This window comes from Exiguobacterium sp. s142, assembly GCF_018618455.1.
GTDB lineage: Bacteria > Bacillota > Bacilli > Exiguobacteriales > Exiguobacteriaceae > Exiguobacterium > Exiguobacterium aurantiacum_A.
Genome location: NZ_JACSMB010000004.1, coordinates 50336 through 69304, shown reverse-complemented (window position 1 = coordinate 69304; position 18969 = coordinate 50336). Strand labels below are relative to the sequence as shown.

Here is an 18969-nt window from a genome sequence, read left to right as displayed (position 1 = left end):
GGGCCATCGCTTCTTTGCTTCATTGTACATATCGTTAGGGAGGGGGAAGCAGAGTGGAACGTTGGAACACACGCCAAATTATCGGCTTCATGATTATTTTATTTGCCATCGGACTATTTATCGACATCGTGACGGGTGGGAACAGCGTCCTCTTCAGCATGATTGTGCCGCTCTTATTGCTTTATATCGGGCGTCGCTTCAGCCGGAAAGGAAATCAGCCGGTCAGTTATATCTTTTACGGGATCGGTGGTGTGATGCTCGTCGGACTCATCTTTTCTTCGGCCGCGTTCGGGTTCGTCTTATCAGGATTATTGCTCATGTTCGGGTACCGTTTGTATAAAAATCGACCGCTTGAGTCGAATCGGTTCCGGTCGCACATTCGTCAAGAACAGGCGTTTTCGTTCGGGACGAAAGAGTCGGGCCATTACGTCTTGCAAGACACGAATGAATTCTTTTTGCTACGCGACGTCGAGATGGATTTATCGCGCGCCATCATTCCGGAAGGGGAGACGTTCTTGCTCTTGAACGGACTCGCCGGGGATATCCGTATCCTCATCCCGGCCGGTTACGATTACTCGATCGACGCCTCAATCGGTTTCGGCAAGATCCAAGTCGATGAATCGAATTATTCACCGGTGTTCAACCGCCGTTTTTATACGGCGTCTGATGAGTACCAAGCGGCGACGCGAAAAGTCCGGATTCATATCGTGCTCATGAGCGGAAGCGTCGAGGTGATGACCGTATGAAGAAAGATTCTTACCCAAGGACGGTCGTCTGGCACCAGTTATTCAGCAGTCTACTGACGGCGTTATTCGTGACGATTGCATTTCTAATAGGTGACTCGACTTCACTCCGAGATTTATTTACACGTGAAGAAGGGTTGCCTTTCGGTGTGTCTATCGTTGTCATCGCCGTTTTGATCGGCAGCATATTCGGAGTTGGGTCTTACTTTTACTTGCGCCGGGATTTCCGTGAAGTGGCGATTGCCCTATGGAAGCTCGAGAATCAAAAAGAGATCACGTTCCGGCCGTTATCGCCGTATCGCGACACGCTCGAACGGATTGTCCGTATCAGCAAACAACGTACGGAGATGATCGAGGTCGCCAAACGGGTCGGCGATCGGCCGGTCAGTGTCGAAGAGGCACGAAGCGAGGCGGTCGTCGAAGAACGTCGTCGTGTCGCCCGTGAGCTGCACGACTCGGTCAGTCAACAGCTATACGCGATCTCGATGATGACGACAGCGGTCAAGCAGACGATCGAATCGAAACCGGAACTCGCCGCTAAACAGATCGGTCAAGTCGAAGTCATGGCACAGACCGCCCAGGCCGAGATGCGTTCGCTCTTGTTGCAGCTTCGTCCCGTCGAGTTAGAAGGGATGACCTTGAAGACGGGGATTGAACGTCTGTTAGAAGAACTGTCCCGCAAACAATCGACCGAGCTCATCTGGCGTCTCGAGGAAGTGAAATTGTCACGCCATACGGAAAATGAGTTGTTCCGCATCGTTCAAGAAGCGATCAGCAATACGCTCAGGCATGCCAAGGCGAAGCGGCTCGAAATTGAAATGCGGACCGTCCAACAGACGGTCATCTTGAAAATAAATGACGACGGGATCGGTTTTAATGTCGAGGATACACAAGTCGCCTCATATGGCTTACAATCGATAAGAGAGAGAACGGCCGAAGTCGGCGGGACGTTACGTCTCGTCAGCGTGCCTGGAGTCGGTACACAAATCGAAGTGCGTGTGAAACAACAAGTGGAGGGGTTAGAATGATTCGAGTCGTATTGATTGATGATCATGAAATGGTCCGGGCCGGTGTCTCGGCATTTCTGTCGACACAGCCGGACATTGAAGTAGTCGGGGAAGCGTCGGACGGGGCGACCGGAGCGGAACTCGCCATCGCTGAAAAACCGGACGTCGTCTTGATGGACCTCGTGATGGAACCTGTGGACGGAGTCGAGTCGACGAAGCGTATTAAAGCGAGCTGGAAAGATGCGAAAATCTTAGTCGTGACGAGCTTTTTGGACGATGAAAAAGTGTATCCGGTCATCGAGGCCGGTGCGATGAGTTACGTCTTGAAGACGGCAAATGCGAATGAAATCGCCGACGCGATCCGTCAGACGGCAGCCGGTAATCCGGTCATGGCCGCACAAGTGACCGGCAAGATGCTCGAACGTCTGCGGCACCCGGAGACGACCCTTCATGAAAGTTTGACGGCGCGAGAACGCGAGATTTTGCAACTGATGGCCGAAGGCAAGGCGAACCAAGTCATCGCCGATGAATTATATATTTCATTGAAGACGGTGAAGACGCACGTCTCGAACATTTTGACGAAGCTTGACGTCTATGACCGGACGCAAGCGGTCGTCTATGCGTTTCAACATAATTTAGTGGACAAATAATCACTCGGACGGGGGAAACGGGATGATTCCAACGATTGAAACGGAACGACTGCAGTTACGGCAGTTACAACCGACCGATGCGGAGCGTCTATTCACGATTTTTTCAAACGTCGACGTGTTGCGCCATTATGGGATGGAGCCGCATCAATCGCTTGAACAGACGGAACAAATGCTATTCGGAATGCTAGAAGGGATTGCCGACGGATCGATCATGCGTTGGGGCATTATGAGGAAAGGTCATCCCGAGTTGATGGGGACGATCGGATTCCACAATCGCGCCCCGCGCCATCGACGTGCCGAGATCGGTTATGAGATCCATCCGCGCTATTGGCGGAACGGCTACGCGACAGAGGCGTTGCAGGCGGCATTGACGTTTGCTGCGTGTTCCGCAGACATCGAGCGAGTCGGGGCTATCGTCTATCCTGAAAATATCGCTTCGCAGCAACTGTTAGAACGCAACGGTTTCATTCGTGAAGGAACGCTGCGCCACTATATGCGCCAAGGCAATCAACCATACGACGTGTACGTATACGGCTACATAGCGAAAAAAGACGGACCACAATGTTAAATTGTGATCCGTCTTTTTTTATTTTTTCTGAGCTTGAATTTGTTCATCGATTTCAGACAAGTATTCCCAGCGCTCCATTTTTTCTTCGAGTGTTTGCTTGAGGGTACTGATTTCAGCGTAAAGATCGTTCACTTTTCCGAGATCGCTACCGGCATCGGCGAGTCGCGCTTCTGCAGCTTCGATTTTCTGTTCGGTTGTAGCGATCTCTTCCTCGATCGTCTCCCACTCTTTTTGCTCTTTAAAAGTGAACTTGACGACGTCGGCTTTGGCGCGTTCTTTCTTGTCTTTCGGTTCTTTTTTAAGTTGCCGTGCCTCGTCTTGAAGCTCGGCCAGATAGTCGCTATATTCGGCGTGGTAGACGTTGATCGTCCCCTCTTCGAAGGCGATCAGTTGCTCGGCGATACGGTCAAGGAAGTAACGGTCGTGACTGACGGCGATGACGGTTCCTGGGAACGACTCTAAGTAGTCCTCTAAAACCGACAACGTTTCCGTATCGAGATCGTTCGTCGGCTCATCTAAGAACAAGACGTTCGGCTCATCCATCAAAATCCGCAACAACACAAGGCGCCGCTTCTCGCCACCGGAAAGTTTACTGATCGGTTTATATTGGGCGTCCGGTGTGAACAAGAAACGCTCGAGCATTTGACCGGCGGTGATCGTCTCGCCGTCCGGTGTGTAGATGACTTGGGCGATCCGTTCGATCTCGTCGATGACCCGTCGCGTCGTATCGTCAAATTCGACTTGTTGACCGTAGTAACCGATGTGAACCGTCTCACCGTGGACGACCGTGCCTGACGTCGGTTCGATGCGACCGGCGAGCAAGTTCATGAGCGTCGTTTTGCCGCTCCCGTTCGGTCCAACGATGCCGTACCGTTCCCGGCGTCCGAACAGCCAGCTGAAATCGTGAATGAGCGGCGTGTCCGCATACTGGAACGACAATTGTTCGACTTCGATGACTTTTTTTCCGAGCCGGCGTGAACCGACCGATACGTCGAGCGCATCGTCTTCGGCGAGTGCCTCTTGCTGCTTTAAGCCCTCGACACGTTGAATCCGGGCTTTCTGTTTCGTCGTCCGGGCTTTGGCACCGCGGCGCAGCCAAGCGAGCTCGCGTCGCAAGATGTTTTGCCGCTTTTGTTCCATCGACTGGGAGCGGGCTTTGCGTTCGGCTCGCTTCTCGAGAAACAGTTCATAGTTCCCGTCATAAAAGTAAGACGTGCCGTCGGCAATCTCGAGAATATGGTTCGTCACCCGGTTCAAGAAATAACGGTCGTGGGTGATGAGCAAGATCGCGCCTCGATAGTCCGCGAGAACCGTCTCGAGCCAAGCGATCGTATCGGCGTCAAGTTCGTTCGTCGGCTCGTCGAGTAAGAGCAAATCGGCTTCGTCGAGCAAGGCCGCAGCGAGCGCGACCCGTTTTTGTTGGCCCCCGGAGAGGGAGCTGATCTCGGCCGACACATCAGGTAACCCGAGCCGATTCAAGATCGACTTCAGCTTCGCTTCCGTTTCCCAAGCATCAGCGGCATCGACCGCTTGCTGTGCTTTCATGAAACGTTCGAGCCATTGCTCGCTCGATGGGTTCGCCTCGAGTGCCTGGCGAGCGAGCTCGTATTGTTTTAACGCCATGACGGATGGAGTGTTGCTCGTGAACAAGGCGTCTAAAATGGTCTGACCGGGAGCGAAATCAACGGTTTGCGTCAAATAACGAATCCGATAGTCGTTCGGATGTTGCATCGTGCCTTTGTCTGCTGTTTCGACGCCGGCAATGATTTTTAAGAACGTCGATTTCCCAGAACCGTTGACGCCGATGACGCCAATCCGGTTACCGGGATGAATCGTCATCGTGACGTCGTCAAACAAGACTTTATCGGCGAACTCTTTACGGATGCCTTCGATTGTTAATAAACTCATTTGGAACCTCCTTCAACGACTTGGCGAATCATCGCTTCTACTTTCGCTGTCAATTCTTTATTCGAGACGTCAGCCGGGTCGATAGCCGGTAAAAACGTCACATCGACGATACCCGGTCTAATCCGGTTTTTCATTTCGAGCAGGTGATAGCTGCCGTTGATCGCCACCGGAACGATTTTTGCTCCGCTCGACGTGGCGAGCGTCAGGCTGCCGGCTTTAAACTCTTTCATCGGCCCGCCTTTTGAACGAGTGCCTTCCGGGAAGATGATGATGGACTGTCCGGATTGGATCGTCTCGACACCGGCGCGGATCGCTTTGACGGATTGGCGGCGGTCACTGCGATCGATAAAGATACAACCCATCAATTCCATCCAACCCGCGATCATCGGAATTTTTTTGACTTCGATTTTTGAGATGAACGCTTTCGGATGGTTCGTCGCCGTGATCATGATCGGGATGTCGAAGTTTCCTTGGTGGTTAGCGACGTAGACGACCGGTTCGTTCGGAATATGTTCTTGTCCGTGCACACGGACTCGGGCTCCGGCCACTTTCAATAAGAAGCTGGCCCAGTTGTAGGCGATTTTTTGAACGTAATCGTATCGTGCCGGTACGTCGAGTCGTTTTGCTTTCGGATAAAACGGAAGCAAGACGGGCAAGACGGCGAAGAACGAGAAAAACCAAATGGCGGTGCGTAACATAGTATCAATCTCCTTTTCAAAATAGAGCCAAACAGCAAGAAAGAGTCTTCTTCTCACACAGAGAATCTGACTCTTAGACATGAATCTTTATTCCCAGAAGCGAGAATCGGTTTCCTCTTCTTCTTCCTCGAGTTCGAACGTAATTCGTTTATTCACCGGGTCAACGACAAAGTAGGCACCGTCTTGCTCGATGCTCTTAAACTGCATCACGTGATCACTGCCAATTTCTAAGGTGAGGCGGATTCGATTGTCGTCATCGACGAGCAAAATGCCGTCTTCTTTCAGCCACAGCTCCATGACGGGTGAATAGCGTAACAGCCATTCGTTCGATAAAGGGATTTCATTCATTCGTGTTTGTGCCTCCTACGGTCCAAGTCCGTTGTGCTCTTCTATCTAGAATAGAATACCAAAAGTGGTGTGGGAACACGAGCGTTATGTAGAGCGTTTGCGTGAACTGGAGTGCATGCGAGCGACGATGCGATCGATGCGCTTTTGATTGCGCCTTTCTTTCAGGAGCACGTTCATTTGTGCGATAAGCTGTTTAAATGAAGATAGACCCATGGCGAGCAGCGCCGCGAACAAGAATGTGCCGATCGGATCTTTGAAAAAACCGGTTTGGAGCGAGACGGACAAACCGACGACTGAAAGAATCGTGGTGAGAAAATAAAATAGCATGAGTGACTCTCCCTTCCCAGATGATTCAATTGAAAAAACCGAACGTATTTCTCGTTCGACAAGTGAGCAAAAAATTCCTTTTTTTGTCGAACAAAACAAAAAAACGCCTTCTGACGAGCGAGAGGGCGCTTACTCTTGAACCATCGTGACGGAAGACGATACGTTCGTATCGACACCGTTTGAGAATATGAAACTCAGCGAAGCGAGAAGAGCGAAGAATGCAATCAAAAGGCCCTTCATGAAGCGTTTCGCAAATGAGCGAGATTGAACATCAAACATTTTATTTCCCCCGTTCGGACATTGCTGAAACCTGATTTATAAACAACACTCCTTTAATAATAACGTTTTCAAAAAGTGGATACTAGATGGAAAAACATTGTTCACAAAATTGTCACAAAATTCCGTCTGATACTCGGTCGATTTAGAAGCTTGACGGTTGGGTGGTTCATTGTCTCGTTCACAAATTGGACACAATTGACCCGAAGCAAGAAAAGGAACGTGATATGATTAAGAACGTGTGTAGGTAGGTATACTGACAGTAATAAGATGAAAAAGGATGTGTATAGAATGGTATTACGTGCAGGAGATGTAGTCGATCTAGTTGCGGAACGTTCAGCCGATTTTGGCGTATTTATTGGGAACGGCCGTGAAGAGGTATTACTTCATCGGAAAGAACAAACAGAAGAAGTCACAGTCGGTCAAACGGTGCGTGTCTTCCTTTATCACGACTCGGAAGGCCGTCTCGCTTCGACGATGACGATTCCGAACGTATCGTTTGAAGAATATGAATGGTTCGAGGTGACAGGCGTTCGCTACAATACGGGTGTGTTCGTCAACATCGGCATTCAAAAGGATGTGCTCGTCTCGCTCGACGACCTTCCTGAAAACCGGACATATTGGCCGAAAGAAGGCGATAAGCTATGCGTCCGTCTCAAATACGATCAAAAAGGCCGTCTTCTCGGAGAACCGGCTCATTATGCGTATTTGAACTTGCTTGCCCGTCCTGCGAAAGAAGAGTGGGGCAATCAAGATGTTCAAGCGATCGTCGTCAACAAACGTGACGTCGGTGTCAACGTCTGGGTCGAGAATGAATCACTCGGTTTCTTACATGAAGCAGAGATGACGCGGTGGCCGCGTCTCGGCGAACAGTTAGCAGTACGTGTGACGCAAGTGAAGCAAGACGGTACCGTTCTTGTATCGATGAAACCGCGAGCGTATGAAGCGATCGACCCGGATGCGGAAAGCATTCGTTCTTACATCGAAGAACGCGGTGGTGAAATGCCTTACGGCGACAAGACAGCCCCAGACGTGATCGACCGTGAGTTTGGCATGAGCAAGGCGGCCTTCAAACGGGCGCTCGGGAAGCTCTTGAAAGAAAAGCAAGTTGAAAAACTCGACAACGGGTATAAATTGAAATAAGATTACTCATGTCCAGGTGGCTAAAAAAAGTTTTAGAATGTATTTCTTTCATTTTAGAAACAAATGCGGTATAGTAATAAGAGTTGACTACGAGGAAACATTTAAAGAACGTCTGCAGAACTAACCTCAGACGTTTTTTGCATGAACAAAGGAGAATATAATTTGACAAAATTTCAAGATTTACAGTTAAGTGAAGCATTAGTAAAAGGTGTACTCAAAATGGGCTTCGAGGAAGCGACACCGATCCAAGCTGAAACAATCCCAATCGCACTTACAGGAGCGGATGTATTAGGCCAAGCACAAACAGGTACAGGGAAAACAGCAGCTTTCGGTATTCCGACAATTGAGCGAATCGACACAAAGGCGCGTCAAGTCCAAGCACTTGTTCTTGCACCGACACGTGAACTTGCGATTCAAGTTGCAGAAGAGTTAAACAAAATCGGGGAAACGAAGCGTGTATACGCACTTCCTGTATACGGTGGTCAGCAAATCGACCGCCAAATCCGCGGCTTGAAAAAGAACCCGCAAATCGTCGTTGCGACACCTGGACGTCTCATGGACCACATGAAACGCAAGACGATCAAACTCGACGAGATCCAAACAGTGATCTTGGATGAGGCGGATGAAATGCTCAACATGGGCTTCGTTGAAGATATCGAGATGATTTTGAAAGGCCTTCCGGCTGAACGTCAAACGCTTCTCTTCTCAGCGACAATGCCACCACAAATCAAGAAAATCGCTGAGCGCTTCATGAAGTCGCCAACGATCATCAAAGTGAAATCGAAGGAAATGACAGTTGAAAACATCAACCAACAGTTCCTCGAATTGCGCGAAGGTCAAAAATTCGATACACTTTGCCGTTTGATCGACATCGACTCACCAGAACTCAGCATCATCTTCGCTCGTACGAAGAAACGTGTTGACGAAGTTACAGAAGCACTCATCAAACGTGGTTACACGGCTGATGGCCTTCACGGTGACTTGACGCAATCAAAACGTGACCAAGTCATCCGTCGTTTCAAAAACGGCACGATCGACATCTTGGTCGCAACAGATGTAGCGGCGCGTGGACTTGATATCACAGGTGTCACACACGTATACAACTTTGACGTCCCACAAGATCCGGAAAGCTACGTGCACCGTATCGGACGTACAGGCCGTGCTGGTAAAACAGGTACTGCCCTTACGTTCATCACGCCACGTGAATTCGGTCAAGTGAAGTCAATCGAACGTGTGACGAACAAGAAAATGAACCGTCGTCACGTACCGACGATCGCAGAAGTACTTGAAGGAAACCAAAAGCAATCAGCTGAAGATTTGATCGAACGCGTTCAAGCGGGCGACTTCAAAGCTTACACGCAACTTGCGACTGAGCTCCTTGAAGAGTACGAAGCAGTCGAGCTTCTCGCAGCAGCACTTCGTGGTTTGACGAAAGAGCCAGATTCAACACCTGTTGAAATCTCTTACGCAGAACCAGTCCGTGTGAAACGTCAAGGTGGACGCAACGACCGCGGTGGATACCGTGGCGGCGCACGCAGTGGTGGCGGAGACCGTCGCACTGGCGGCGGAGACCGTGGCGGACGCTCAGGCGAACGTAGCGGTGGCGGTGGATACCGTGGAAAACGCACTGGTGGGACTGACGATCGCCGTCGCTCATCAGAAGACCGTGGCCCACGTCGTCCGCGTGACTAATCGATAAAACGAAAACCGCATTTCCTTAAGTGGATTTGCGGTTTTTTTATTTATCTCATGCTACACTGAACGAGTAGAGATTGAAGGATGAGGTGTCAACGGATGGTAGAACTAGGTTTAGGTCTCGTCATATTATTGGCGTGCATCCTAGCATTGAAGCCGATTGTTATGCGGACAGTACGTCCGAATTTCCGATATATTCCGGTCGCCACACTTTTGTTTGGCGCGATGATTTGGTTGGTCATGGCCATCGGCGTCGGCGGGAAGATGGGAATCGGATACGGTGTGATGAGTATCGTGTATTTTATTGCTTGTTTCGGTGCCTATATGTATGTGCATACACGAGCGAGCTGAAACCGGCTCGCTTTCTTGTTTCGAAAATGAGGATGAGGTGATCCAATTGGATGCAGTGGATGTGATGATGAATCCAAATGAAGTCGAAGTGACATATGAACCAATTTTCGGGGCGGCCACGTTTCAAGTGGAAGGCTACATGGTACACGGCCATTTCAGGGGCGAGTCGCTCACCCCGTTCTTTTATGATGACGACGTACCAGTCGAGTATCAACTCGACATCGCCAAGCGGATGGAACGGTTGGCCGCCGAAGCGTTGCGTGACGAAAAGCAGTTCGTCACGTTCCGCTGCCGGTCGGAATGGATCCTTGAAGAAGGGGGCGAAGCATTTTTAGCACCGTTACGGGAATTGAACTTCCCGCTCCACCGGATATTTGTGACACTTCAAGGGACCGAGCTCGTCGATGTGTCTCGTCTGTCCCGTGTCGTCCAATATTATCGATCTTCTGGTGTGAGAGTCGCGCTCGACTTCGCGGAGTCGACGAGTATCGAGGACATCATGACGATTGCACCGGAGTTGTTGCTTGTCGATTTAGCAACGATGGTCGAGAAGAAGACGTTGTCGGTGACTTACCCCCAAATGCTCCAGACGATGGAATACATCGCTTCGAAACTCGGGGCCCCGCTGCTTTATAAGTCAATCGATCATCTTGGTCAGTTGCGTTACGCCTGGCAGCACGGTGGGAGTTACTACATGGGCGGCTTGTTAGGTCGTCAAGAGGATTTCCCGCCGCGTGAAGCAAAAGGAATGAGTGTGCTCACGCAAGAAGTTCCAGCGTTCTTCCTGCACGACCAAGAGCGATTGAAGCGGTTGTATGAGCTAGAATTCGAACTTCACGGAAAAGTCGCGGAGCTCGTCCAAACCGGGAAATGGTCACGGGATAAGAAGGATGAATGGTTGCTCCATATCGCCCCTAAATTAGAAGGGATGCTCGTCCGCTACTACTTGACCGATCAAACGGGCTTCCAGACGAGTGCGAACGTCTACCAAGAGCAACACGTTTGGAAAGTCGATAACACATACCGAGGCTATAACTGGAGTTTTCGACCGTACTTTATCCGGACGATGGCGGCGATGAGTGTTCGCGGGCGGGGCTATTTGTCGGAAGACTATCGCGACTTCAGCTCCAACGAAGTGACACGGACGTTCAGCTACCCGTTACCGGACGGCATGTTTTTGTTCGCCGATTTATCAGAAGAGTACTTATACCAAAACCGATTATTAGATTGAGAGGGATTATGATGTTTGATTACGATTATGATGCGTTGCGTGAGATTGGGAGAATCGTCGCCCGGGCAAGGGATGAGATGGCACGGGCCGTCACGCCAGGGATGACGACGAAGGAGCTCGATGCGATCGGGCAACGTATTCTTGAAGAAGAAGGAGCGGCCTCGGCGCCGATTACGATGTATGAGTTTCCGGGCTATACGTGTATCTCTATCAATGAAGTGGCTGCCCACGGAATTCCAGGTAAAGAAGTCATTAAAGACGGGGACATCGTCAATGTCGATGTGTCTGCCGTGAAAGATGGCTATTATGCAGACACGGGACGAACGGTGATCGCCGGCACACCGAAATCGCCAGAGCATGTCCGCTTAGTCGAGGTCTCGCTCACGTCGCTCGAAGCAGGTCTCAGCAAAGTGAAGGCCGGTACGAAAGTGAACCAGATCGGAAAAGCGATTTACGCGGATGTCCGCAAAAATGGCTTCACCGTCATTCGAAACTTGGCAGGTCATGGACTCGGCCGCACGCTCCACGGCGAACCGGAGACGATCTCCAATTATTATAGCCGGGAAGAGAATGACATCTTGAAAGTCGGTCAAGTCATCGCAGTCGAGACGTTCGTCTCGACGAAAGACGAGATTGTCTACCAGTCAGAAGAGGATGGCTGGGCGTTGTTCACACCGAACGACAGCCCCGTCTCGCAGTTTGAGCACACGGTCATCGTGACCGAGGACGGCTATGAAGTGTTGACTGGCAGGTTCCGAGAAGAATGACGCAATCAAACAAGGATACAGACCGCGGTCTGTATCCTTGTTTACGTTAATTGGATGATTTGTTCGCTTAACTGATGAATCTTTTTCCAATCCGGAGTGACGACGTCAGGGATCGAGAGTTGACCGTTTTCGACTTCGAGCGGCGTGTCGAGCAAGTCAGTCTCAAAATAGGCGCTCGTTCCGGCCATGTCGGCCGGATAGGCGGCACCCGTCAACGAGGCGAATAAGAGCGTATGATAACGGCCGATCGATGATTCGTACATACCGCCGACCCAATACGGAGTACCGCTGTCACGGATTGCGAGCGCTTCGGTCAATCCCCCGACGCGGGCGGGTTTGATATTGACGATGCGTCCGGCCCGAAGCCGATTCATCGTCTCGACGTCTTGTCGTGAGGTGATGGACTCGTCAAGACAAATGGGCGTCTTGAGTTTTGTTTGCAGGTCGGCCGAGTCGACCCAGCAGTCGCTCGGATAAGGCTGTTCGATCATCAAGAGGCGATGGGCGTCGAGTTGTTCGAACCAGTCGAGCGGCTGCTCGTGCGCACTGCCGTTCAAGTCGATCATGAGCGGAGCGTCCGGGAAAAAAGTCCGCACTTCCGCGAGCGCCGTCAATAGCTCATGAGGCGATGCTTTCAACTTGATCCGTTCGAACCCGGAATCGAGCGCCTGTTCGATCGCGTTCAACGTTTGGGTGAGCAAGCCGATCCCAATCGTCCGCCCGCAAGCGACGTGATGTCCGGCTTGCAAAAGTTGTTTTAGCGTCACGCCAGCACGGGCGGCCTCGATTTCCCAGAGTGCACTCTCCCACATCGCTTTTGCCATCGGGTGCCCGATGATCGAACGGACATGGTCTGGAAATGTGGTCGCGCTGACCGTCTGCCCTTTCAGCAATCGATAGATCAGTTCAGACGTGTCGACGGTCGAGCGGACCGTCTCCGACGTGTACCACGGCGTCTCAAAGGCGACACCTTCCCCGTATCCGACTGCTCCGTCGATCGTTTCGAGACGGAGGATGACCGTCCGTCGCGTCGTCAAGACGGCATGGGCTGTCACAAGCGGGTGTTTGAACGTGAGCGGGACGATGTAAAGGTCAGCTCGTTGAATCATAATCGGTCTCCTTTAAGCGGTGTCGCATCAATTTTCCGTTGGCGTTTCGTGGGAGCTGAGTGACCGCGATCAATGCCTTCGGGTGCTTATACTTAGCAAGGTGGTCGTTTAAAATTTGCGTAAGTTCGTGAGGGTCGTATGTCCCGACGATATAGGCGATCGGGACGGCGCCCCATGTCGGATCAGGCTTCCCGGTGACACCTGCGTCCTCGATACCGGGGCATCGCAACAGGACGCTCTCGATCTCCGCGGGATAGATGTTTTCTCCGCCCGAGATGATCAAGTCGCTCCGGCGATCCAAAACATATAGATAGCCGTCTTGAATCGTTCCGAGGTCGCCGGTTCGCCAGTACCTGTCATCGGTCCAAGCGTTCGCTTCAGATTCGTTATAATAGCCGGGCGTGACGGTCGGGCCATTGACTTCAATCTCACCATCGCGACTGATACGGATGCGGGTCGGTGCGATCGCTTGACCGCTTGAACCGATATGGTCCAGTGCTTCGGACGGCAACAACGTCGCGACTTGGGAGCAAGTTTCCGTCATCCCGTACGTCTGCGCGATCGGCAAGTGGCGGCGGTCTGCTTCTTCGAGCAACGGCCGTGGCACCGGGCCACCTCCGACGAGAATGACGCGGAGATGGTGTCTCGTTAATCCGGCGTCGAGCAGTCGTCCGAGCATGACGGCGACGAGGGAAAGGTGAGTGATCCGTTCGGACGCGATCAATTGGATCGTACGCAAGACGTCAAACTTCGGTTCGACGTATAATGTCGAGCCGAACAAGGCGCAGCGGTACACTTGGGCGAGCCCGCTCATGTGGAACAGCGGTGTGACGACGAGCATGCGGTCGGTCGGCTCGTATCCGAGATGTTTTTTTGCGGCCTCGGCGCTCGCGCGATGATTTCCGTACGTCTGTTGCACCGCTTTGGCGCGTCCGGTCGTGCCAGACGTAAACATGAGCGACATCACCTCGTCACGGCCCCAACGATGATGTCGGCGCAACGGCTCTTGATCGCGTACGCTCACGTCGATTTGAGGGACGTTGAGGTCGATTTCCTGATCGACGAGTAAGATGTCGATGTGGGCCTTGTCGAGTTGCATTGCGAGTTCGCTTGTGGTCAGTCGTGTATTCAACGGGACGAGTACTTTTCCGAGCAAATGGACGGCGTGGACTGCGACGATATAGTCTTTACTATTTGACGCATACAGTCCGATGTGACGAGCGTCCGGAACGGTCCGGCCTAAAAAGTGTGCCAAGCGCGAGCTCTCATCGATCAATTCGCCCCACGTCAGACGTTCCGTTGCGGTGACGAGGGCGATTGTGTCGACAGGATGTTGCTTCAAATCATAATCCATCACAATTACCTCCAAAAAAAGAGTAGCGAATTCGCTACTCTCTTACGATTTACGGGAAACGCGGGAATTGACCGAAGTCAGGGTCACGTTTTTCTTTGAAGGCGTCACGGCCTTCTTTTGCTTCATCTGTCGTGTAGTAAAGGAGCGTCGCGTCACCGGCGAGCTGTTGAATCCCGGCCAAGCCGTCCGTATCAGCGTTCATCGCAGCTTTCAAGAAGCGGAGTGCTGTCGGCGAGTGTTGCAAGATCTCTTGGCACCATTGGACCGTCTCGGCTTCAAGCTGTTCGAGCGGGACGACCGTGTTGATGAGCCCCATGTCGAGCGCTTGTTGTGCGTCGTATTGACGGCACAAGTACCAAATCTCACGAGCCTTCTTATGTCCGACGATACGTGCCAAGTAGCCTGAACCGTAACCGGCATCGAATGAACCGACTTTCGGTCCAGTTTGACCGAAACGAGCGTTGTCGGCCGCAATCGTCAAGTCACAGACGAGGTGCAAGACGTGTCCGCCACCGATGGCGTATCCAGCGACCATGGCGATGACCGGTTTCGGGATGACTCGGATCAAGCGCTGAAGATCAAGAACGTTCAAGCGCGGGATATCATCGTCACCGACGTAGCCGCCGTGACCGCGAACTTTTTGGTCGCCACCTGAGCAGAAGGCTTGATCGCCTTCACCTGTCAAGATGATGACGCCGACTTCTTTATCGTCACGGGCGCGCGCGAACGCGTCAATCAATTCGTTGACCGTGAGCGGACGGAATGCGTTCCGAACTTCCGGGCGGTTGATCGTGATTTTTGCGATCCCGTTCCACTTCTCATATTTAATGTCTTCATACGTCCGGACCGATGTCCAGTTTGCTACTGATTCCATTTAAATTCCCCCTAAAATCAATTTCTCTATCATTGTACCAAATTGTTGGGTGTTCTCGATATGGGGAGCGTGGCCCGCACCCGAAATTTCGTGTATCCGAATGTCTGGACGACGTTCACGCATATCGCGAGCAATCGTTTGAAACTTCACATCGTGCGCACCGACGATCAAATCGGTTCGAGGCAGGCGGTCAAGATGCGTCCATAGCGACGGCATACTGCCGGTCCCGATGGCGCGCAAACTGTTCGCGAGCGCTGACGGGTCTTGAGCGAGCCGCTCATGTCGAAGCGAGGCCCGCATCTCGTCCGTTTGACGCCAAAGCGGGAGCATCTCCCATGCGGCGACGAACGCTTCGATTCCGTCCGTCTCGATTCGTCGCGCGAGCCGTTCATCGGCGTCGCGTCGCGCTCGTCGTTCTGAAGCGGTGAGACCGGGCGTCGTACTAATCCCGATGAAGTGGTCCACGCGCTCGTCACAGGCTGCGAGTGTCATCCCGATGCGGCCGCCGAGCGAATAGCCGATGACCGTCCACGGCCTTTCGTCCGTGTCGAGCAGCGTCGACAAATCCTTCACTTGTTGGCTCATCTTCGCGCGGGCGACCGAGCAACTGCCGGTCTGTCCATGTTGAAGCAGGGATGGGGCGACGAGGCGCACCGGCAAGTCAGGGAAATACGAGAGCCATCCGGCGTTGCTCGTGAAGCCGTGCAACAAGAGGACCGGTCTTCCGGACCCGTGCTCGAGCACTTCATACGACACGTCACGGACAGTATGTCTCACGTCCCGTTCTCCAACGTGAGACGCGTGCAAATCGATTCCGTCCAGTTCCGGTGGGATAAGACGTTGTCGGCACGGTCGGACGGGAACTCGATCAATTGTATCCCGGCCTCGATCGCTGCTGTCACGTCTTCTGGACGTTCGAGCAGTTGATAGCTAAGCCCGTATGTGTCGGCGAAGCCACGGATGTTCAAGTCGAGCGGTGTACCGAACAAGTCTTCGAACATCTGTGGCTCGATTGATGCTTGCGGTAAGAAGGAGAAGATGCCGCCGCCGTTGTTGTTGGCGACGATGATCGAGAACGAGCCAGGATGCGTTTTTAGTAACTGCAGGGCGTTGCTGTCGTGATAGAACGCCAAGTCACCGATCAGTAACGCGGCTCGTTCTGTGTCGTAGCAAGCACCGAGCGCGCTCGAGATGATTCCGTCGATTCCGTTCGCGCCTCGGTTGGCGAAGACGGATACGGCTTGTCCGGCGCCGAGCGTCGTGTCGACGTCACGGATCGGCATGCTGTTGCTGACGAACAAGCGGTCGATCTGAGCGTTCAAGACGTGACGCGTCAAGGCGCTCTCACCGCTCAGACTTGGTTTGGCCGATTCGGCGACTTGTTCGAATAAGGAAAAACGAGCGCGGTAGACGTCGTCAAACGGGACGTCGATGACCTCCAAATAATCATTCGCGTCGCCGTAGACGACAGTCGCACGACTCGATGGGTCGCGAAACGAGCCAGGCTGTTCAATCAAGATTTGGTGGGTCTGTTTGAGCCATTCATTCAACCGTTTCGATACAGGAGCAGCACCGAAGCGAACGACCGCATTCGGCGTCCATTCTGGGCTATGCTCACTTGCGAGCCACGTGTCATAATTCGTCAAAACGCCGTCAAAGCAACGCATGCCACTGAGCGGATCGGCGAACACCGGAATTCGGTGAGTGTTTGCTACGTTGTAGATGGTTTCGAGCCAAGACGTCGGCGTGCCAGGTCCGACGACGAAAGCGAGCCGTTCGACGGCCGTCTCTTGTTTGAAGCGAGCCAAGTCGTCGGTGACGGGACGAATGTACGAGGTCTCGCTCCGTCTCGAAGCGGCGGTCAATTGTGACTTCAGACGTTCGATATCGGGCAGTAACGGTTCTCGGAACGGAATGTTAATATGGACCGGTCCGAGCGGGGCCTGCGCACTCAAGCGTACGAGACGTCCGACGGCTTGTTCCATATAGCGCAGACTCTCTGGCTCGGGCACCGGTAGATCGAGGCTCGTCTTCACATGTTCACCGTAGAGACGGACTTGATCGATTGCTTGCGGGGCCCCGACGTTACGCAACTCATGCGGCCGATCTGTCGTCAAGACGACGAGCGGGAGCTGGGAAATCGTTGCCTCGGCGATAGCTGAAAAATAGTTGGTAGCGGCTGTGCCGCTCGTACAAATTAATGCGACCGGCCGAACGTCTTCGCCAGCGCGGGTTAGTCCGAGCGCGAAGAAAGCGGCTGAACGCTCATCGACGACGACGTGATGGCGTATATTCGGGTGCAAATACGCGGCCATCGCCAGCGGTGTCGAACGCGAACCGGGACTGATGACGACGTCATAAATCCCAGTTTCGACGAGTCGATTCATCATATGGGATACCCAATTCGTTAACATATCGTTCATTCGTGATTGCCTCCTGAAATGACTTGGTCTAACCCGAGCGCTTGCTTGATCGGGCTCAATTTGACTTCTGTCTCGGCTAGCTCTGATTCGAGTTCAGACTCTTGGACGATTCCACAGCCTGCGTATAATGCCACGAACTGATGCTGGACGAGGGCCGAACGGATGGAGACGACAAATTCACCTTCTCCGTCGGTGTTCAACCAGCCGAACGGTGAGCCGTACCAGCCGCGATCGAACCGTTCGATGTCGCGCAGCAAGCGGACGGCCGTCCGCTTCGGAGAACCGCCGAGTGCGGGTGTCGGGTGCAACGACTCAATGATGGAGAGGAGAGACGCGTTCGTGTCCAAAGTCGCTTTGATCGGTGTGTGTAAATGAAATACCGAGCGGTTCTCTAAAATCGTCGGGGACGGTGCGACATGAATGGTCGCTGCATAAGGCGTGAGAGCGTTTTGAATGTCTTTGACGACGATTTGGTGCTCCTCTAAATTTTTACGGTCATGCAACAACTGCTGTTTCGCCGTCTCGGTTTCCGCGTCCGTATCCGGGCGTTTGATCGTGCCGGCGATGGCCGCGGTCTCGATATGCGGTCCTTGTTTACGGACGAGCCGCTCCGGTGTGGCCCCGAAAAATCCGATTTCCCGTTTCGGTTGATATAAGAACACGTAACTACCTTCTTGATGTTCAGACAAGTGCCGTAGCGTCTTCGCGAACGGGAACGCTTCATCTGACGTCTGGTAAATCTCTTCCCGGGCGATGACGAGTTTCTCGACTTTTTCTTCGGCGATATATCCTTTCGCCTGTTGAAAACTTGATTTAAAGTGATCGACGCCGTCTTTTACTTTCGAATACGTCGGTGTCGACTCATCGGGCGCGTGCAGGGCGTTGAACTGGGCCAATTGGTCGGCTAGTTGAATTAAATATTGTTCAACGGTCTGGTTTGAAGAAACAAGGGTCGACACCGTCAACGTGTGCTTGTCACCGGAACGACGGTATAAAAATTTAGGGACGACTAAAGCCGCCTCGCCGAATGAGTCCCACATGTTTTTTTGAGGTCGGACGAACGTATCGAACGAAAATCCTGAGAACGCATAGATGACGGCATCGACATCTCGGCGATGCAGGCTCCAGTCGTATTGCAGACGTTGGAACCGTTCGGGTCCGGACGCCGTCAAGACGAGCGCGTCGGCACAACCGAGCATTTCAAGTGAGCGATCGGGTGTCGAAAAATAATAGTGTGATGTTTCTGTATTTTGAATGATATGAAACGCGTCGAACGAAGGGATCTCCCACGTGTATGAGGCAAGGACAGGTCGTTGCCATGCGCGTGCGCGTTTATGCGCTTGTTCGATTCGTTGTTTAATGTGTGTTTGAGTATCTGGCATATAAGAAAAGCCTCCTCAATCCGATAGAATATTCATCTTTTAGTGTATCATGACTTAACGGCTGTACTGCCCGTCAAATGCTCGAGAAACATGACTTCAGACGATTGAGGGGCGG

At 52.4% G+C, this 18969-nt stretch carries 19 protein-coding genes; 9 read left to right on the top strand and 10 right to left on the bottom strand.

Annotation, left to right across the window (positions count from 1 at the left end):
* The first annotated feature begins 53 nt into the window (after window positions 1–53).
* From liaF to KNP77_RS05375, 4 genes are read left to right on the top strand one after another with little or no spacing between them, the layout of a single operon-like run.
* The gene (liaF, locus tag KNP77_RS05390; RefSeq protein WP_070328912.1) at window positions 54–746 is read left to right on the top strand and encodes a cell wall-active antibiotics response protein LiaF; all 693 of its coding nucleotides are present in this window, start codon (window positions 54–56) and stop codon (window positions 744–746) included.
* The gene (locus KNP77_RS05385) at window positions 743–1771 is read left to right on the top strand and encodes a sensor histidine kinase (protein ID WP_016508424.1); all 1029 of its coding nucleotides are present in this window, start codon (window positions 743–745) and stop codon (window positions 1769–1771) included. Before liaF ends, KNP77_RS05385 begins: the two co-directional genes overlap by 4 nt.
* A complete protein-coding gene (locus KNP77_RS05380) occupies window positions 1768–2400 on the top strand; it encodes a response regulator (RefSeq protein WP_070328913.1) in 633 nt (210 codons plus the stop codon). The genes KNP77_RS05385 and KNP77_RS05380 overlap by 4 nt, the downstream gene beginning before the upstream one ends.
* 22 nt (window positions 2401–2422) lie before the next feature.
* Window positions 2423–2968 carry a GNAT family N-acetyltransferase gene (locus KNP77_RS05375; protein WP_131465685.1) on the top strand — a complete coding sequence of 182 codons (546 nt, stop codon included), beginning with the start codon at window positions 2423–2425 and terminating at the stop codon, window positions 2966–2968.
* An 18-nt stretch (window positions 2969–2986) separates the two neighbouring features.
* On the opposite strand, the gene KNP77_RS05370 is transcribed toward KNP77_RS05375, so the two are convergent.
* The 4 genes from KNP77_RS05370 to KNP77_RS05355 form a co-directional block, all read right to left on the bottom strand.
* Entirely contained in the window at window positions 2987–4876 is a 1890-nt protein-coding gene (locus KNP77_RS05370; RefSeq protein ID WP_131465683.1) for an ABC-F family ATP-binding cassette domain-containing protein, read from the bottom strand.
* On the bottom strand, window positions 4873–5574 hold the full coding sequence (locus tag KNP77_RS05365; RefSeq protein ID WP_070328916.1) for a lysophospholipid acyltransferase family protein: 702 nt from the start codon (window positions 5572–5574) through the stop codon (window positions 4873–4875). Before KNP77_RS05365 ends, KNP77_RS05370 begins: the two co-directional genes overlap by 4 nt.
* An 87-nt stretch (window positions 5575–5661) precedes the next feature.
* The gene (locus tag KNP77_RS05360) at window positions 5662–5922 is read right to left on the bottom strand and encodes a hypothetical protein (protein ID WP_016508370.1); all 261 of its coding nucleotides are present in this window, start codon (window positions 5920–5922) and stop codon (window positions 5662–5664) included.
* A gap of 84 nt (window positions 5923–6006) precedes the next feature.
* Window positions 6007–6249: a hypothetical protein gene (locus KNP77_RS05355; protein WP_070328917.1), complete on the bottom strand. Its 243-nt coding sequence runs from the start codon at window positions 6247–6249 to the stop codon at window positions 6007–6009.
* A gap of 567 nt (window positions 6250–6816) precedes the next feature.
* On the opposite strand from KNP77_RS05355, the gene KNP77_RS05350 reads away from it, so the two are divergent.
* The 5 genes from KNP77_RS05350 to map all read left to right on the top strand — a co-directional run bounded on the left by KNP77_RS05350 (window position 6817) and on the right by map (window position 11712).
* A complete protein-coding gene (locus tag KNP77_RS05350) occupies window positions 6817–7668 on the top strand; it encodes a CvfB family protein (protein ID WP_070328918.1) in 852 nt (283 codons plus the stop codon).
* A 162-nt stretch (window positions 7669–7830) separates the two neighbouring features.
* Complete coding sequence (gene cshA / locus KNP77_RS05345) at window positions 7831–9360, top strand: degradosome RNA helicase CshA (RefSeq protein ID WP_070328919.1); 1530 nt, start codon at window positions 7831–7833, stop codon at window positions 9358–9360.
* Between the two features lie 102 nt (window positions 9361–9462).
* Window positions 9463–9714, top strand: coding sequence for a hypothetical protein (locus tag KNP77_RS05340; RefSeq protein ID WP_035385950.1), 252 nt, complete (start codon window positions 9463–9465; stop codon window positions 9712–9714).
* A 67-nt stretch (window positions 9715–9781) separates the two neighbouring features.
* A complete protein-coding gene (locus KNP77_RS05335) occupies window positions 9782–10945 on the top strand; it encodes an EAL-associated domain-containing protein (protein ID WP_251138939.1) in 1164 nt (387 codons plus the stop codon).
* 11 nt (window positions 10946–10956) lie between these two features.
* Window positions 10957–11712 (top strand): type I methionyl aminopeptidase, encoded by a 756-nt coding sequence (map, locus tag KNP77_RS05330; protein ID WP_214889100.1) that lies wholly within the window; start codon window positions 10957–10959, stop codon window positions 11710–11712.
* Between the two features lie 41 nt (window positions 11713–11753).
* Here map and menC read toward each other — a convergent pair whose 3' ends face one another.
* Genes menC through KNP77_RS05300 form a run of 6 tightly spaced genes read right to left on the bottom strand, consistent with a single transcriptional unit; the run spans window position 11754 to window position 18854 of the window.
* The gene (gene menC, locus KNP77_RS05325; protein WP_214889097.1) at window positions 11754–12821 is read right to left on the bottom strand and encodes an o-succinylbenzoate synthase; all 1068 of its coding nucleotides are present in this window, start codon (window positions 12819–12821) and stop codon (window positions 11754–11756) included.
* A complete protein-coding gene (gene menE, locus KNP77_RS05320) occupies window positions 12805–14175 on the bottom strand; it encodes an o-succinylbenzoate--CoA ligase (protein ID WP_214889094.1) in 1371 nt (456 codons plus the stop codon). Before menE ends, menC begins: the two co-directional genes overlap by 17 nt.
* Window positions 14176–14224: 49 nt before the next feature.
* Window positions 14225–15049, bottom strand: a complete 825-nt coding sequence (menB, locus tag KNP77_RS05315) for a 1,4-dihydroxy-2-naphthoyl-CoA synthase (protein ID WP_070328925.1) — start codon at window positions 15047–15049, stop codon at window positions 14225–14227.
* Window positions 15050–15826, bottom strand: a complete 777-nt coding sequence (locus tag KNP77_RS05310; RefSeq protein WP_236636378.1) for an alpha/beta fold hydrolase — start codon at window positions 15824–15826, stop codon at window positions 15050–15052.
* Window positions 15823–17472 (bottom strand): 2-succinyl-5-enolpyruvyl-6-hydroxy-3-cyclohexene-1-carboxylic-acid synthase, encoded by a 1650-nt coding sequence (gene menD, locus KNP77_RS05305; RefSeq protein ID WP_131508193.1) that lies wholly within the window; start codon window positions 17470–17472, stop codon window positions 15823–15825. Before menD ends, KNP77_RS05310 begins: the two co-directional genes overlap by 4 nt.
* A complete protein-coding gene (locus tag KNP77_RS05300) occupies window positions 17469–18854 on the bottom strand; it encodes an isochorismate synthase (protein WP_131441103.1) in 1386 nt (461 codons plus the stop codon). Before KNP77_RS05300 ends, menD begins: the two co-directional genes overlap by 4 nt.
* Window positions 18855–18969: the final 115 nt, after the last annotated feature.

Bases quoted from the DNA above. Each gene is read 5' to 3' on its own strand.
- KNP77_RS05385 (WP_016508424.1), top strand. From the start codon at position 743: ATGAAGAAAGATTCTTACCCAAGGACGGTCGTCTGGCACCAGTTATTC.
- KNP77_RS05380 (WP_070328913.1), top strand. From the start codon at position 1,768: ATGATTCGAGTCGTATTGATTGATGATCATGAAATGGTCCGGGCCGGT.
- KNP77_RS05375 (WP_131465685.1), top strand. From the start codon at position 2,423: ATGATTCCAACGATTGAAACGGAACGACTGCAGTTACGGCAGTTACAA.
- KNP77_RS05370 (WP_131465683.1), bottom strand. From the start codon at position 4,876: ATGAGTTTATTAACAATCGAAGGCATCCGTAAAGAGTTCGCCGATAAA.
- KNP77_RS05365 (WP_070328916.1), bottom strand. From the start codon at position 5,574: ATGTTACGCACCGCCATTTGGTTTTTCTCGTTCTTCGCCGTCTTGCCC.
- KNP77_RS05360 (WP_016508370.1), bottom strand. From the start codon at position 5,922: ATGAATGAAATCCCTTTATCGAACGAATGGCTGTTACGCTATTCACCC.
- KNP77_RS05355 (WP_070328917.1), bottom strand. From the start codon at position 6,249: ATGCTATTTTATTTTCTCACCACGATTCTTTCAGTCGTCGGTTTGTCC.
- KNP77_RS05350 (WP_070328918.1), top strand. From the start codon at position 6,817: ATGGTATTACGTGCAGGAGATGTAGTCGATCTAGTTGCGGAACGTTCA.
- KNP77_RS05340 (WP_035385950.1), top strand. From the start codon at position 9,463: ATGGTAGAACTAGGTTTAGGTCTCGTCATATTATTGGCGTGCATCCTA.
- KNP77_RS05335 (WP_251138939.1), top strand. From the start codon at position 9,782: ATGAATCCAAATGAAGTCGAAGTGACATATGAACCAATTTTCGGGGCG.
- map (WP_214889100.1), top strand. From the start codon at position 10,957: ATGTTTGATTACGATTATGATGCGTTGCGTGAGATTGGGAGAATCGTC.
- menC (WP_214889097.1), bottom strand. From the start codon at position 12,821: ATGATTCAACGAGCTGACCTTTACATCGTCCCGCTCACGTTCAAACAC.
- menE (WP_214889094.1), bottom strand. From the start codon at position 14,175: ATGGATTATGATTTGAAGCAACATCCTGTCGACACAATCGCCCTCGTC.
- menB (WP_070328925.1), bottom strand. From the start codon at position 15,049: ATGGAATCAGTAGCAAACTGGACATCGGTCCGGACGTATGAAGACATT.
- menD (WP_131508193.1), bottom strand. From the start codon at position 17,472: ATGAACGATATGTTAACGAATTGGGTATCCCATATGATGAATCGACTC.
- KNP77_RS05300 (WP_131441103.1), bottom strand. From the start codon at position 18,854: ATGCCAGATACTCAAACACACATTAAACAACGAATCGAACAAGCGCAT.